Genomic DNA, 15,910 nt, shown 5'->3' on the forward strand with positions numbered 1-15,910 from the left:
TCGGTAGTCTTCTTATGTATTCCGATATCACCCGAATTTTGGCTGACCTGGTGAACCGTACGTTACCGCTGGGTCAGATTCATTTCTCCGCGCTGGCTGAGCAGCACCCCCGGACATCTCCCTGCCTCGTCATTACCCTGGATAACCCCTGTGAGGCGATATTTTCATCTATTGGACACATCACGCTTCCACCGCCTAACGCCCTGAGCATACATTTCGGTAAGCAGCAGCTGGCTCTCGATTTACAGCGTGACAATGCGCTTTTGCAGCAGCTACAGGTTCCCCGGCGTGGCCCGCGAACGGGTGCTTTTCTTCTGCAAGCGCTCGCCGAATTACAGATGCAGCCAGACGAGCAAGACACAGCCATGCTGGTGGTATTAAGCTTGCTCAGCCACTGCCGGGATCTGCTTGGCAGTGACATCCACACCGCTCACCGCAGCCGGGCGCTATTCGAAGCCGTTCGTAGCTATATCGAAGAAAATTATGCCTCTTCGTTAACGCGCGAATCCGTGGCGCAGGCGTTCTACATCTCACCGAACTATCTTTCCCATCTTTTCCAGAACGTCGGCAGCGTCGGATACAATGAATATTTGACAAAAACGCGCCTGGAACATGCGCGCCAGCTGCTGAAAGGCTACGATCTCAAAATTAAAGATATCGCCGCACGCTGCGGATTTCCGGACAGCAACTACTTCTGCCGCCTCTTTCGCAAGCACACCGAGCGCTCTCCTTCCGAATATCGTCGCCAGTATCACAGCCAGCTTATCGCCAAAAAATAGCATTGTGATCGCTATCGCACTTCGCTAAGGACATTACATTTGTCCAGTATTTGGCAAAATTGACCTGTATCCGACGCACTCAGCCGGGCCTTATCCTTTATTCAACCTTTCTGACTTAAGGAAAAATAATGGAACTGTACCTGGATACCGCGAACGTGGCAGAAGTGGAACGTCTTACGCGCGTCTTCCCCATTGCGGGCGTCACCACCAACCCAAGCATCATTGCCGCCAGCCGTGAATCCATCTGGGATGTGCTGCCGCGCCTGCAAAAAGCCATCGGGCCGGACGGCACGCTGTTTGCCCAGACCATGAGTCGGGATGCAGAAGGCATGGTGGCGGAGGCCAAACGCCTGAGCAATGCCATTCCGGACATCGTGGTGAAAATCCCGGTGACGGCTCAGGGGCTTATCGCGATTAAGGCACTGAAAAAAGAAGGCATTACCACGCTGGGCACCGCCGTTTACAGCGCCGCGCAGGGTTTACTGGCCGCGCTGGCAGGCGCGAAATATGTCGCGCCGTACGTCAACCGCGTCGACGCACAGGGCGGCGACGGTATTCGCATGGTGCAGGAGCTGCAATCCCTGCTTGAACTGCACGCCCCGGAGAGCATGGTGCTGGCCGCCAGCTTTAAAACCCCGCGTCAGGCGCTGGACTGCCTGCTTGCCGGGTGCGAGGCGATCACGCTTCCCTTAGACGTAGCGCAACAAATGCTCGGCACGCCAGCGGTAGAGTCAGCCATAGAGAAGTTCGAGCAGGACTGGAAAAACGCGTTTGGTAACCTCAACCTCTAAGGGAGAAATGTTATGGACCGTATTATTCAATCGCCGGGGAAATACATCCAGGGCGCTGATGTGCTCACCCGTCTCGGCGACTACCTGAAGCCGCTGGCAAATCGCTGGCTGGTTGTGGGCGATAAATTTGTGCTGGGTTTTGCCGAAGAAACTCTGCGTCAGAGTTTTAAACAAGCCGAACTGCATGCCGAAATCGCGCCGTTTGGCGGCGAATGTTCGCAAAATGAAATCGATCGCCTGAAAAAGCTGGCCGATAGTGCCGACTGCCTCGCGGTGCTGGGTATCGGCGGCGGTAAAACGCTGGATACCGCCAAAGCGCTGGCCCACTTTATGGACGTGCCGGTCGCCATTGCACCAACAATTGCCTCCACCGATGCACCGTGTAGCGCCCTCTCCGTGATTTACACCGACAGCGGCGAGTTCGACCGCTATCTGATGCTGCCACACAACCCGAACATGGTTATCGTCGACACCAAAGTGGTGGCGGGTGCGCCGGCACGTCTGCTGGCCGCCGGGATTGGCGATGCGCTGGCAACCTGGTTTGAAGCACGCGCCTGCTCGCGCAGCGGTGCCACCACCATGGCGGGCGGCAAGTGCACGCAGGCGGCGTTAGCGCTGGCGGAACTGTGCTACAACACGCTGGTTGAAGAGGGTGAGAAGGCGATGCTCGCAGCGGAACAGCACGTGGTGACGCCTGCTCTTGAACGCATTATCGAAGCCAACACTTATCTGAGCGGCGTTGGCTTTGAAAGCGGCGGGCTGGCGGCGGCTCACGCCATTCACAACGGCATGACGGCGGTGCCGGATGCGCATCACTTCTACCACGGTGAAAAAGTGGCATTCGGTACGCTGACGCAGCTGGTGCTGGAAAATGCACCGGTTGAGGAGATCGAAACCGTCGCGGCGCTTTGCCACAGCGTTGGTCTGCCAATCACGCTGGCACAGCTGAATATCAAAGAGGATATTCCGGCCAAAATGCGTCTGATCGCGGAAGCCTCCTGCGCCGAAGGGGAAACCATTCACAACATGCCGGGCGGCGTGACGCCGGATCAGGTCTATGCGGCGCTGCTGGTGGCTGACCAGTATGGGCAACGCTTCCTGCAGGAATGGGAGTAAATAGCGTGAATAAAAATCCCCGCATCAGCGGGGATTTTTTTGCCCGTAGGCCGGATAAGCGTTAGCGCCACCCGCCACAATGGTTACTGCAGGTCAAACCGATCCAAATCCATCACCTTCGCCCATGCGGCAACGAAGTCACGGACAAACTTCTCGTGTGCGTCGCTGCTGGCGTAAACTTCGGCCAGCGCGCGCAGGACGGCGTTCGAGCCGAACACCAGATCGGCGCGGGTGGCGGTGTATTTCACTTCACCGCTGGCGCGATCGCTACCGGCAAACAGCTCGTTTGAATCGTCGGTCGCTTTCCACTGGGTGTTCATATCCAGCAGGTTCACGAAGAAATCGTTGCTCAGCACGCCCTCGCGGTCGGTGAACACGCCATTCTTACCGCCATCAAAGTTTGCACCCAGCACGCGCAGACCGCCAATCAGCACCGTCAGCTCAGGCGCGGTCAGAGTCAGCTGCTGGGCCTTATCAATCAGCAGTGACTCGGTGGTGGACACATCCACCTGCGCACGGTAGTTGCGGAAGCCGTCGGCAATCGGCTCGAGCAGGTTAAACATCTCGATATCCGTCTGGTCCTGACGCGCATCGACGCGGCCCGGGGTGAACGGCACGTTGACGTAAACGCCCGCCGCTTTCGCCGCCTGCTCAACGCCCACAACGCCCGCCAGCACGATGATATCGGCCAGTGAGGCTTTATTAGTGGTGCGCTGAATAGCTTCCAGAGCCGGTAACGCACGAACCGCCGCAGCGTTCACATCCCAGTCGCGCTGAGGTGCCAGCGCCAGACGCGCGCCGTTGGCACCGCCGCGCTTGTCGCCGCCGCGGAAGGTTGACGCAGACGCCCAGGCAACGGAAACCAGTTCGCTCACGGAGAGGCCAGAGGCCGCAATTTCCGCTTTCAGGCTTTCAATATCTTCTTTCGTCGGATTGAATACCGCCTGCGGCAGCGGGTCCTGCCAGATCAGATCTTCTTTCGGCACTTCCGGGCCAATGTAACGGGATTTCGGCCCCATATCGCGGTGGGTCAGTTTGAACCAGGCGCGCGCGAAGGCTTCGTTGAAGGCCTGCGGATCGTTCAGGAAGCGGCGAGAAATTTTCTCGAATTCCGGGTCAAAACGCAGCGTCAGGTCGGTGACCAGCATGGTTGGTTTGCGTTTTTTCGACGGGTCGAACGGGTCAGGCATGATTTCCGGTGCATCCACGGCTTCAAACTGAATCGCACCTGCCGGGCTGCGGGTCTGCACCCATTCGTATTTGAACAGGTTCTCGAAGAAGTAGTTGCTCCACTGAGTCGGGGTTTGCGACCAGATGACTTCCAGACCGGAGGTGATGGCGTCAGCGCCAATACCGGTGCCGTGCGTACTTGCCCAGCCCAGGCCCTGCGCTTCAATCGGCGAGGCTTCCGGATCGGTGCCTACGTGCGTGGCTTCACCCGCACCGTGAGTTTTACCGAGCGTGTGACCACCTGCAATCAGCGCGACGGTCTCTTCATCGTTCATGCCCATGTTGCCAAAGGTGGCGCGGATCGCCGCCGCCGCAGACAGCGGTTCACCGCTGGCGTTTGGCCCTTCCGGGTTCACGTAAATCAGGCCCATTTCGGTGGCCGCCAGCGGGCGCTTCGCCAGCGCTTCCGGGTCACGGTGGGTCAGCCAGGCTTTTTCATCACCCCAGTTCACGTCCAGATCCGGTTCCCAGACGTCTTCACGCCCGGCGCCAAAACCAAAGGTGCGGAAGCCGGAGTTTTCCAGCGCCACGTTACCCGCGAGGATAAACAGGTCGGCCCAGGAAATTTTTTGTCCGTATTTTTGCTTGATTGGCCACAGCAGGCGGCGCGCTTTATCCAGGCTGACGTTATCAGGCCAGGAGTTCAGCGGCGCAAAGCGCTGTTGGCCTCGTCCGGCACCGCCGCGTCCGTCCACGGAGCGGTAAGTACCGGCACCGTGCCAGGCCATGCGAATAAACAGACCCGCGTAGCTACCCCAGTCGGCTGGCCACCACGGTTGAGAGTCGGTTAACAGGGCTTTGAGATCGCCCTTGAGGGCGGAATAGTCGAGCTTGCTGAATTCTTTGCGGTAGTCGAAGTCTTCACCCAGAGGGTTCGAACGGTTGGAATGTTGATTTAGAAGATCGATGCGGAGCTGTTTAGGCCACCACTCTTTGCTGCCGGTACCTGCGCCCGCGCTGTGATCGACGCCGCCCTGATGGAACGGACATTTGCCGGCGGATGCCGCGTTATTGGTCTCGTCTGACGTGCTCATCGCTATGCTCCCTTTACAGTGATACCGTTACGATATACACCACTAGCAATAAGATATAGTTGAATTAATCCACAGATTCGATAGTTAATACCTTTTAACTTTTTATCTGATTAAAAAGCCCTCACTTTGTAAGGGCTTTTTGCTGATTACGCCGGACGAACGCCCAGCGTATGACAGATGGCGTAGCTCATCTCCGCGCGGTTGAGCGTGTAGAAGTGGAAATCTTTCACCCCTTCGCGGCTTAAGATCTTCACCATGTCCATCGCGATGTTGGCCCCCACCAGCTTGCGGGTTTCCGCATCGTCGTCCAGCCCTTCGTACATTTTGGACATCCACAGCGGAATGCGTACGTTGGTCATATCGGCAAATTTCTTCGCCTGTTTGAAGTTAGAGACCGGCAGAATGCCCGGGATAATTTCAACGTCGATACCGGCGGAGACGCAGCGGTCGCGAAAGCGCAGGTAGCTTTCCACGTCAAAGAAGAACTGGGTAATAGCGCGGTTGGCACCGGCGTCCACCTTACGCTTCAGGTTAAGCAGATCCGCCTGGGCGCTTTTCGCTTCCGGATGAACTTCAGGGTAGGCGGCCACGGAGATATCAAAGTCGGCCACCTCCTTCAGCAGCCCGACCAGATCGGCCGCATACATTTCTGGCTTGCCGCTGCCGGGAGGGAGGTCGCCGCGCAGGGCAACGATATGGCGAATCCCGTTGTTCCAGTAGTCCTGGGCAATGGCGCGCAGCTCATCACGGGTGGCGTCGATACAGGTCAGGTGCGGTGCCGCTTCCAGACCGGTTCTGTCCTTAATACCTTTAATAATGCTGTGCGTACGGTCACGCTCGCCGGAGTTCGCACCGTAGGTCACGGAGACAAACTTCGGTTTCAGGCTGCTCAGGCGATCGATAGAGCTCCACAGGGTTTGCTCCATTTCACTGGTGCGCGGCGGGAAAAATTCAAAAGAGACGTTAATCTGGCCGTTTACTTCGGCCAGGCTCTGATTCAGTGCTTCCCGCTGGTTGGCGTGAAAAAAGCTCATACCTTACCTCTATCTTTCGCGTGTCGTTGTCTGTTTTGTCGTGAACTTCTATACGTTTAGACGTCCAGATGTAAAAATGACGGAAAAGCGGCGTGACGTCAACAGAAATAATCACATTAACGGTGAGGTTTGCTCAGGAAAGATGAAGAGAGTTCATGATGGGATGAGGAGGCCCCTCACCCCGGCCCTCTCCCCTTTGGGGAGAGGGTTAGGGTGAGGGGGAGAGATTACAGCAGCTTAGCCAGACGGTTAATATCAGACTGGATCGCCCCGGCGGTGACGTCGCGCCCCGCGCCCGGACCGCGGATCACCAGCGGGTTATCGCGGTACCAGCGGCTTTCAATGGCGAAGACGTTATCGCACGGCAGCAGCGCCGCCAGCGGATGGTCAGGACGTACCGCCTCGACACCCACGCGCGCCTTACCGTTCGCCTCGAAACGCGCCACGTAGCGTAGCACCAGCCCCATCTCGTTTGCCGCTTCCAGACGCTGCACCATCTGATCATTCAGCTCGTCGCCGTTTTCAAAGAAGTGATCAACGGACCCTTCCTCGCAGCCCGCAGGCACCAGCGACTCGACGCGTACGGAATCCGGCTCGATGTCATAACCGGCTTCGCGCGCCAGGATCACCAGCTTGCGCATCACGTCTTTACCGGAGAGGTCAACGCGCGGATCGGGCTCGGTTAAGCCCTGCTGCCACGCCTGATCCACCAGGTCGGTGAACGGTACGGTACCGTCAAACTGCAGGAACAGCCAGGAGAGCGTGCCGGAGAAGATACCGCTCAGCGCCAGAATGCTGTCGCCGCTTTCAATCAGGTCGCGCACGGTGTGGTTTACCGGCAGGCCCGCACCAACGGTGGCGTTATAGAGCCAGTGGCGACCCGTTTTTTCAAACGCGTCGTGGATCTGACGGTATTTATCGGTGCTGCTCGCCCCCGCCAGCTTGTTGGCGCTGATGACGTGGAAACCGTGGCTGGCGAAATCCAGATACTGATCGGCAAGCTGTTCGCTGGCGGTGACGTCCAGCACGACCAGATCGTCATACGGGTGCGCGCGCATCCACAGGAACAGCGACTCTTCATCCTGCTCGACCGCTTCATCGTTGAAGAAGGCCAGCGCCCGACTGGCGTCCAGCCCTTCGTAGTTCAGCAGGCTGCGGCGGCTGTCCACCACGCCCGCAAGAATAAATTCAAACCCGGTACGCGCCGAAAGCGTCACCTGCTCACGGGCAAACAGCTCCAGCCAGCGGGAACCGATGTTGCCTTTACCAAACAGCACCAGGCCGATACGTTTTTCCGCTCGGAACAGCGAGGTGTGCAGACCCTGAATCAGGCTTTCGGTTGGGCCTTTACGCAGTACGGCGACCAGGCTGATACCCTCTTCCGACTGCCAGGTGAACTCAACCGGCTGGCCTTTCAGCTGCTGCCAGAAGCGGTGGCAGTGGAGCGGGTTACGGGTGACGCCCGCGCCCACCATCGCCACCAGCGCCAGACCCTGACGCAGGCGAAGCTCGCCCGGCAGACCCGCTTCATCGAGAATTTTCAGCGCGCTGTCCGCCACTTCAGCGGTATAGCAGAACTGCAGCAGCTGACGGTCATTGTGAACGCCAACGGCCAGCGGACGCACCTGGGCGCGTTTCAGAATCGTGTCGATATCTTTATGTGCCAGTTTGAAGTCCTGACCCGCAGGAACCTGGAACTCAATCAGGCAGATGTCGTCGTGGCTGGTGACAATACGCGCGCCCGTGCCGGATGCCAGCACGCGCTCGATGCGGGTGGAACCCTGATCCGGCGTGTAGCTACAGCGCAGCTGCAGGTCGATATCGCTGCCGGAAACCGGCTGCAGCGTGCGGGCGTGCAGCACCGGTGCCGCCAGACGCGCCAGCTCGCTGGCTTCGTCGAGACGCAGCAGCGGCAGAAGGCAGGCATCTTTCACCTTACGCGGGTCCGCGCTGTAGACACCGGCCACGTCGCTCCAGATGGTGACGCGGGATACGCCCGCCAGGGCACCAATTTGCGTAGCCGAGTAGTCCGAGCCGTTACGGCCCAGCAGCACGGTTTCGCCCGCATTGCTACGGCTGATAAAGCCGGTGACGACGATACGTTTACCGGGGTGCTGCACCAGCAGTTGTTGCAGCAGCGGATAGGACAACCCTTCGTCCACCTGCGGCTGCGCGGCACGTTCGGCACGCAGGAAATCACGCGCGTCGAGCCAGGCCGCATCCACCCCGAGATGTTGCAGCACGGCGGCCATCAGGCGCGCGGACCACACTTCACCATGGCCCACCACTTCGGCATAGACCGCGTCGGTAATGCCGCTGTCCAGCAGGGCGGCCAGACGCTCAAGGTCATGCGTGAAGGCGCTGATCAGCCCGTCCGCCACGTCCGCAGGCAGCAGGCCGGCAATCAGCTCGCTCTGGTAACGACGCAGTGACTGTTGCACCTGGTGCGCAGAAAGGCGATCGGTCTGGCTCAGTTTCAGCCAGCTGATCAACTGGTTGGTGGTGCTGCCCGCCGCCGAGACAACCATCATGTCACCCGGCTGTGAATACTCGGTCATGATCCCTGCAACGCGCAGGTAACACTTCACATCAGCAAGACTACTACCACCAAACTTGTGCAGCTGACGACCCTTCGCCCCTGCCTGCGCTATCACACTCATGATTACCCCTTGGCTGCGACCCGGAAGCCATTTTCCAGATCGGCAATTAAATCTTCAGAATCTTCAATACCGGTCGAGATACGCAGCAGCGTCTCGGAAATCCCGGCGGCGGCACGTGCTTCCGGTGCCATACCTGCGTGCGTCATGGTTGCGGCGTGGGAGATCAAGCTTTCAACCCCACCTAATGATTCCGCCAGCGTAAACAATGACAGCCCGCTCAGGAAGCGACGCAGCGTTTGCTCGTCACCGTCCAGTTCAAAACTTAACATCGCGCCAAATCCTTTCTGCTGACGCGCGGCAATCTCGTGCCCCTGATTTTCCGGCAGCGACGGGTGATAAAGCTTCTTCACCAGCGGCTGGGTTTTCAGGAAATCGACAATCGCCTGGGCATTACGCTGCGCTACTTCCATACGCGGCGACAGCGTGCGGATGCCGCGCAACAGCAGATAGCTGTCGAACGCGCCCGCGGTGACGCCAATGTTATTGGCCCACCATGCCAGTTCCGTGACAACGTCGGGATCTTTAGCAATCACCACGCCCGCCACCACGTCAGAATGGCCGTTCAGATATTTAGTACATGAATGCAATACCAGATCCGCACCCAGTGCTAACGGGTTCTGAAGGGCCGGACTGAGGAAGGTATTATCCACTACACTTATCGCTCCCGCATCCCTTGCGAGCTGACAAATTTTCGCAATGTCGACAACGCGCAACAATGGGTTGCTTGGACTTTCCACCAGAACCAGCTTCGGCTTCTCGGCCAGCGCCTGTTTTAGCGCCTGCTCGTCGTTTTGGTCGACAAACAACACGCGGTAACAGCCGCGCTTTGCCAGGCTGTCAAACAGACGGTAGCTGCCGCCGTAGCAGTCGTGCGGCGCAACCAGCAGATCGCCCGGTTTCAGGAATACCGTCGTCACCAGGTGGATGGCAGACATGCCCGTATTGGTTAATACTGCCCCTGCGCCCCCTTCCAGCTCCGCCAGCGCACGCTGGGTCACGTCACGCGTAGGGTTGCCACGACGCGAGTAGTCATGCGCGCGGGGTTCATTAAATCCGGTGAAATTGTAAGTACTGGAAAGATGAATCGGCGGGACAACGCAGCCGTACTGCTCGTCATCGTTCAATCCGCTACGCACTGCGATGGTGGCCTGTTTACGCGTCATGGTGAGGGCTTCCTGGCGAATAAGGTGAAATGTCAGGCACCAGAGTAAACATTGATGATATGGACGTCAATACATCTGGACATCTAAACTTCTTTGCGTATAGATTGAGCAATGCGCAAATAGCCGTTAAAATTATATGCTTTAGGACACGCTGCAGCGGCAATATCCGTGCCACGGTATCGTCTCTACGGTAAACTATGCAGGTTTGCGGTTCAAAATCGGTGGTTACAGGTTTTGCACCTTTAGATTAATGACTGAGAGGATTAAAGGTATCTCATGGCTGAATGGAGCGGCGAATATATCAGCCCATACGCTGAGCACGGTAAGAAGAGTGAGCAAGTAAAGAAAATTACGGTTTCCATTCCTCTGAAGGTGTTGAAGATCCTCACCGATGAACGTACGCGTCGTCAGGTGAACAACCTGCGTCACGCAACCAACAGTGAACTGCTTTGCGAAGCGTTTCTGCATGCGTTTACCGGCCAACCGTTGCCGAACGATGACGATCTGCGCAAAGAGCGCAGTGACGAAATCCCGGAAGAGGCGAAGGTGATCATGCGTGAACTGGGTATTGACCCGGAGACGTGGGAATACTGAGTTGCGGATACAAAAAAGGCACCTTGCGGTGCCTTTTTTTCGGGAAACTTATTTAGCGCCCGGGATGCTGAAACGCTTGTTGAAGCGGTCAACACGGCCACCGGTTGCAACATCACGCTGCTTACCAGTGTAGAACGGGTGGCATTTGCCGCACACGTCCAGGTTCAGATCGTGACCCACGGTGGAGCGGATCTGGATAGAGTTACCGCAAGAGCAGTTTGCAGTAATCATTTCGTATTTCGGGTGAATATCTTTTTTCATGGGAGAACCTCAGTTAAGGCCGCGTCGCTCTTCCAGCCCTAACGCCAGACACCACGCGATGTTGAATGTAATTTCTCTGGCGTAATATACACCAAAGGCGGCGAATCATACAGAATTTGACCTGCGTATGCAAACTGATCCGCACGCCGCTTTCACTAATGTGTATACTAACGCGCCACTTTTCAAGTCAGGAAGATTCGATGCCCGTCGCTCACGTTGCCCTGCCCGTTCCGCTTCCCCGCACCTTTGACTACCTGCTGCCCGACAGCATGAACGCCAAAGCGGGCTGTCGCGTGACCGTGCCGTTTGGCAAACAGCAGCGCGTGGGGATCGTCGTCTCCGTCAGCGACAAGAGCGAACTGCCACTTAACGAACTGAAGTCGGTCGTTGAGGTACTGGACAGCGAGCCGGTTTACTCCACCAGCACCTGGCGACTGCTGCTGTGGGCGGCGGATTATTATCATCACCCGATTGGCGATGTTCTGTTCCACGCCCTGCCGATTATGCTGCGCCAGGGCAAGAGCGCCAGCCATGCGCCGATGTGGTACTGGTTTGCCACCGAGCAGGGTCAGGCCGTGGACATCAACAGCCTGAAACGATCGCAGAAACAGCAGCAGGCGCTGGCCGCACTACGTCAGGGGAAAATCTGGCGGCACCAGGTCGACGAGCTTGAGGTCAGCGAAACCGCGCTACAGGCCTTAAGAAAGAAAGGGCTGAGCGAGCTGGCCAGCGAAGCGCCCGCACTTTACGACTGGCGCGACGGCTTCTCCGTCTCGGGCGATCGCCTGCGCCTGAACACCGAGCAGGCTACCGCCGTAGGGGCGATTCACAGCGCCTCGGACCATTTTTCCGCCTGGCTGCTGGCGGGCGTGACGGGCTCGGGCAAGACGGAAGTCTACCTGAGCGTCCTGGAAAACGTACTCGCGCAGGGTAAACAGGCGCTGGTGATGGTGCCGGAAATCGGCCTGACGCCGCAGACCATTGCCCGCTTCCGCGAACGCTTTAACGCGCCGGTTGAGGTACTGCACTCCGGGCTGAACGACAGCGAGCGCCTTAGCGCCTGGCTGAAAGCGAAAAACGGCGAAGCGGCGATTGTGATTGGCACCCGCTCGTCGCTGTTTACGCCGTTTAAAAATCTTGGCGTTATCGTGATCGACGAAGAGCACGACAGCTCCTATAAACAGCAGGAAGGCTGGCGCTATCACGCTCGCGACCTGGCGGTCTACCGCGCGCACAGCGAGCAGATCCCTATTATTCTCGGATCCGCCACGCCTGCGCTCGAAACGCTGTACAACGTGCGCCAGCGTAAATACCACATGCTGCGCCTGACGCGTCGCGCGGGGAATGCCCGCCCGGCCATTCAGCACGTGCTGGATCTCAAAGGTCAGCAGGTCCAGGCCGGGCTCGCGCCTGCCTTAATTACCCGCATGCGTCAGCATTTGCAGGCGGGGAACCAGGTGATCCTGTTCCTGAACCGTCGCGGATTTGCCCCCGCCCTGCTGTGCCACGACTGCGGCTGGATTGCCGAATGCCCGCGCTGCGACCACTACTACACCTTCCACCAGGCCCAGCGTCATCTGCGCTGCCACCACTGCGACAGCCAGCGCCCGGTGCCGCGCCAGTGCCCGTCGTGCGGTTCCACGCATATCGTGCCGGTCGGTCTGGGCACGGAACAGCTGGAGCAGGCCCTTGCACCCTTCTTCCCGGACGTGCCCCTGTCCCGAATCGACCGGGATACCACCAGCCGCAAAGGCGCGCTGGAACAGCAGCTGGCGGAGGTACATCGCGGCGGCGCGCGCATTTTGATTGGCACCCAGATGCTGGCCAAAGGGCACCACTTCCCGGACGTGACGCTGGTCGCTCTGCTGGACGTTGACGGCGCGCTGTTCTCGGCAGATTTCCGCTCCGCCGAGCGTTTTGCCCAGCTTTATACCCAGGTGGCAGGGCGTGCCGGTCGCGCGGGGAAACAGGGAGAAGTGGTGCTGCAAACGCACCACCCTGAACATCCGCTGCTGCAAACGCTGCTGCACAAAGGCTATGACGCCTTTGCCGAGCAGGCGCTGGCAGAGCGCCAGACCATGCAGCTGCCGCCGTGGACCAGCCATGTCATCATCCGCGCGGAAGACCATAACAACCAGCAGGCGCCGCTTTTCCTGCAGCAGCTGAGAAACCTCCTGCAGGCCAGCCCGCTGGTGGATAATCAGCTGTGGATCCTGGGCCCGGTGCCGGCGCTGGCGCCGAAGCGCGGCGGACGTTTCCGCTGGCAAATCTTGCTTCAGCACCCCTCGCGCATTCGCCTGCAGCACATCGTCAGCGGTACGCTGGCGCTCATCAATACCCTGCCGGAAGCGCGCAAAGTGAAGTGGGTGCTGGACGTCGATCCCATCGAAGGCTGAAGACGGATCGAAAAATTTAACGCGCCTCACACTTTTTATGAAAATTCTGTAACCGATTCCATTAACTATCTGTAAAAATGGTGATGTCCGCAGTTCGGTGTTCAGGCGAGGAGAAGACGTTGAAGTCCAGGAAAGAGGTTGCCACGGCGACCATGAAAGACGTTGCCGAGAAAGCACAAGTCTCAACGGCAACCGTGTCCCGCGCATTAATGAACCCGGATAAAGTCTCCCAGGCGACCCGCAACAAGGTCGAGCAGGCGGCCCTGGAAGTGGGTTATTTCCCGCAGGCTATGGGGCGGAACGTCAAGCGCAATGAGTCGCGGACGATTCTGGTGATTGTGCCGGATATCTGCGATCCCTTCTTCAGCGAGATCATTCGCGGCATCGAAGTAACGGCGGCAGAGAAAGGCTATCTGGTACTGATTGGCGACTGCGCCCACCAGAACCAGCAGGAAAAAACCTTTATCGACCTCATTATTACCAAGCAGATTGACGGCATGCTGCTGCTTGGCTCGCGCCTGCCGTTTGATGCCAGCATCGAAGAGCAGCGCAATTTACCGCCGATGGTGATGGCCAACGAATTTGCACCCGAGCTGGAGCTGCCGACGGTGCATATCGATAACCTGACGGCCGCGTTCAATGCGGTGAACTATCTTCAGGAGCTGGGGCATAAGCGGATTGGCTGCATTGCCGGGCCGGAAGAGATGCCGCTCTGTCACTATCGCCTGCAGGGCTATGTTCAGGCGCTGCGCCGGACCGGTGCGATTGTCGATCCGCACTACATCGCGCGCGGCGATTTTACTTTCGAAGCGGGCGGACAGGCGCTGGAGAAACTGCTGGCGCTGCCGGAACCGCCGACAGCAGTGTTCTGCCACAGCGACGTGATGGCGCTGGGCGCTCTGTCCCATGCTAAACGCCGTGGCTTACGCGTGCCAAAAGACCTGTCGATTATCGGCTTCGATAATATTTCGCTTTCAGAGTTTTGCGATCCGCCTCTCTCTACCGTTTCACAACCGCGCTATCAGATTGGCCGTGAAGCGATGCTGCTTTTGCTGGATCAGCTGCAGGGTCAAACGGTTAGCAGCGGCTCGCGGTTACTGGACTGCGAGCTGATTGTTCGCGGCTCTACCCAGGCATTGACTTAAAGTAAACGCCTTTCGGACACCCTTATCTGGTCAAAGCCCCGCCGCTTAAGTAACATGGCGGGCTGACGAACGAATAAATACAGCGAAACGATAGTGGCACAACGAGATTATGTACGTCGCGGCCAGCCGGCACCTTCGCGACGCAAAAAGAGCAGTTCAAAAAGCAAGCAGCGTAATCTGCCTGCGGTCTCGCCAGCAATGGTCGCTATTGCTGCGGCCGTGCTGGTGGCCTTTATTGGTGGCCTCTACTTCATCACGCACCATAAAAAAGAAGAGTCCGAGGCCCTTCAGGGCAACAAAGTGGTGGGAAATGGTCTGCCGCCGAAACCTGAAGAGCGCTGGCGCTACATTAAAGAGCTGGAAAGTCGTCAGCCTGGCGTGCGTGCACCTACCGAGCCTTCAGCCGGTGGCGAAGTGAAGAATGCCGATCAGCTGACGGATGAACAGCGCCAGCTGCTGGCACAGATGCAGGCCGATATGCGCCAGCAGCCTACGCAGCTGAATGAAGTGCCGTGGAATGAACAAACGCCAGCGCAGCGTCAGCAAACGTTGCAGCTGCAGCGCCAGCGCCAGGCACAAATTCAGCAGCAGCAACAACAGCAGTGGACGCAAAATCAGCCGGTACAGCAGCCGAAGGCCCAGCCATACCAGCAGCCGCAGCAGCAGACGCGCACGGTGCAGTCGCAGCCGGTACAACAGCCAAAAGCGCAGCCGCAAAAACAAGCGGCGCAGCCGTATCAGGATCTGCTCCAGACGCCAGCGCATACCACCGCGCAGCAGCCGAAAACACAGCAGGCCGCACCGGTGACCAAAGAAACCGAAGCGCCGAAGCAGACGGCTGAGAAAAAAGACGAGCGCCGCTGGATGGTGCAGTGCGGTTCGTTTAAAGGTGCCGAGCAGGCGGAAACGGTACGTGCTCAGCTGGCCTTTGAAGGATTTGACTCACGCATTACCACCAACAACGGCTGGAACCGCGTGGTGATTGGCCCTGTCAAAGGCAAAGAAAATGCCGACGGCACTATCTCCCGTTTGAAAGTGGCGGGTCACACAAACTGCATTCGACTCGCCTCCGGGGGTTGAAACCCCCAAATTCCCCCCCATCTATCATTTAATTCAGCCCTGAGCACAGGCTCAGGGCTTCTGTTTCCCGAATTTGTAACCAGGGGGTCTGCTCGTGACAACAATAGTAAGTGTACGCCGTAACGGCCAGGTGGTAATTGCCGGTGATGGCCAGGCCACGCTGGGTAATACCGTCATGAAAGGCAACGTGAAGAAAGTCCGTCGTCTTTATAACGACAAAGTGATCGCCGGTTTCGCAGGCGGCACGGCGGATGCCTTCACGCTGTTTGAACTGTTTGAACGCAAACTGGAAATGCACCAGGGTCATCTGGTGAAAGCCGCCGTTGAGCTGGCAAAAGACTGGCGTACCGACCGCATGCTGCGCAAGCTCGAAGCGCTGCTGGCCGTGGCCGATGAAACCGCCTCGCTGATCATCACCGGTAACGGTGACGTGATTCAGCCGGAAAACGACCTGATTGCCATCGGCTCTGGCGGCCCTTATGCCCAGGCTGCAGCCCGCGCGCTGTTGGAGAATACCGACATGAACGCGCGTGATATCGCGGTGAAGGCGTTGGATATTGCAGGTGATATCTGCATTTATACCAACCACAACCACACCATCGAAGAATTGACCTCCAAAGCGTAAGG

General features: G+C 58.1%; 13 protein-coding genes. 8 read left to right on the forward strand and 5 right to left on the reverse strand.

The genetic code is table 11. The annotated features are described in order from the left end of the window. Positions 1-14 precede the first annotated feature (14 nt). The 3 genes from MX657_RS21730 to gldA all read left to right on the forward strand — a co-directional run bounded on the left by MX657_RS21730 (position 15) and on the right by gldA (position 2,686). Positions 15-779: an AraC family transcriptional regulator gene (locus MX657_RS21730; RefSeq protein WP_346806772.1), complete on the forward strand. Its 765-nt coding sequence runs from the start codon at positions 15-17 to the stop codon at positions 777-779. A 128-nt stretch (positions 780-907) separates the two neighbouring features. Beyond that, complete coding sequence (gene fsa / locus MX657_RS21735) at positions 908-1,570, forward strand: fructose-6-phosphate aldolase (RefSeq protein ID WP_080330335.1); 663 nt, start codon at positions 908-910, stop codon at positions 1,568-1,570. A gap of 12 nt (positions 1,571-1,582) precedes the next feature. After that, positions 1,583-2,686, forward strand: coding sequence for a bifunctional L-1,2-propanediol dehydrogenase/glycerol dehydrogenase (gldA, locus tag MX657_RS21740; RefSeq protein WP_218727877.1), 1,104 nt, complete (start codon positions 1,583-1,585; stop codon positions 2,684-2,686). 83 nt (positions 2,687-2,769) lie between these two features. Here gldA and katG read toward each other — a convergent pair whose 3' ends face one another. The 4 genes from katG to metB all read right to left on the reverse strand — a co-directional run bounded on the left by katG (position 2,770) and on the right by metB (position 9,807). Then, positions 2,770-4,950 carry a catalase/peroxidase HPI gene (katG, locus tag MX657_RS21745; RefSeq protein ID WP_346806774.1) on the reverse strand — a complete coding sequence of 727 codons (2,181 nt, stop codon included), beginning with the start codon at positions 4,948-4,950 and terminating at the stop codon, positions 2,770-2,772. Between the two features lie 146 nt (positions 4,951-5,096). Continuing rightward, on the reverse strand, positions 5,097-5,984 hold the full coding sequence (metF, locus tag MX657_RS21750; protein WP_080330332.1) for a methylenetetrahydrofolate reductase: 888 nt from the start codon (positions 5,982-5,984) through the stop codon (positions 5,097-5,099). 227 nt (positions 5,985-6,211) lie between these two features. After that, positions 6,212-8,644, reverse strand: a complete 2,433-nt coding sequence (locus MX657_RS21755; protein WP_080330331.1) for a bifunctional aspartate kinase/homoserine dehydrogenase II — start codon at positions 8,642-8,644, stop codon at positions 6,212-6,214. A 2-nt stretch (positions 8,645-8,646) separates the two neighbouring features. Next, a complete protein-coding gene (gene metB, locus MX657_RS21760) occupies positions 8,647-9,807 on the reverse strand; it encodes a cystathionine gamma-synthase (RefSeq protein WP_014885697.1) in 1,161 nt (386 codons plus the stop codon). A 276-nt stretch (positions 9,808-10,083) separates the two neighbouring features. On the opposite strand from metB, the gene metJ reads away from it, so the two are divergent. After that, on the forward strand, positions 10,084-10,401 hold the full coding sequence (gene metJ / locus MX657_RS21765) for a met regulon transcriptional regulator MetJ (protein WP_003862042.1): 318 nt from the start codon (positions 10,084-10,086) through the stop codon (positions 10,399-10,401). 48 nt (positions 10,402-10,449) lie between these two features. Here the strand turns inward: metJ and rpmE are convergent, their stop codons facing one another. Then, positions 10,450-10,662 carry a 50S ribosomal protein L31 gene (gene rpmE / locus MX657_RS21770; RefSeq protein WP_003862040.1) on the reverse strand — a complete coding sequence of 71 codons (213 nt, stop codon included), beginning with the start codon at positions 10,660-10,662 and terminating at the stop codon, positions 10,450-10,452. 200 nt (positions 10,663-10,862) lie between these two features. On the opposite strand from rpmE, the gene priA reads away from it, so the two are divergent. The 4 genes from priA (at position 10,863) to hslV (ending at position 15,908) form a co-directional block, all read left to right on the forward strand. Next, positions 10,863-13,058 (forward strand): primosomal protein N', encoded by a 2,196-nt coding sequence (priA, locus tag MX657_RS21775; RefSeq protein ID WP_346806778.1) that lies wholly within the window; start codon positions 10,863-10,865, stop codon positions 13,056-13,058. 119 nt (positions 13,059-13,177) lie between these two features. Then, a complete protein-coding gene (gene cytR, locus MX657_RS21780; protein WP_346806779.1) occupies positions 13,178-14,203 on the forward strand; it encodes a DNA-binding transcriptional regulator CytR in 1,026 nt (341 codons plus the stop codon). 93 nt (positions 14,204-14,296) lie between these two features. Further along, positions 14,297-15,283: a cell division protein FtsN gene (gene ftsN / locus MX657_RS21785; protein ID WP_346806781.1), complete on the forward strand. Its 987-nt coding sequence runs from the start codon at positions 14,297-14,299 to the stop codon at positions 15,281-15,283. Between the two features lie 94 nt (positions 15,284-15,377). Then, positions 15,378-15,908 (forward strand): ATP-dependent protease subunit HslV, encoded by a 531-nt coding sequence (gene hslV, locus MX657_RS21790; protein WP_014072345.1) that lies wholly within the window; start codon positions 15,378-15,380, stop codon positions 15,906-15,908. The last annotated feature ends 2 nt before the right edge of the window (positions 15,909-15,910 follow it).

This window comes from Enterobacter chuandaensis (genome assembly GCF_039718975.1).
Lineage (GTDB): Bacteria > Pseudomonadota > Gammaproteobacteria > Enterobacterales > Enterobacteriaceae > Enterobacter > Enterobacter chuandaensis.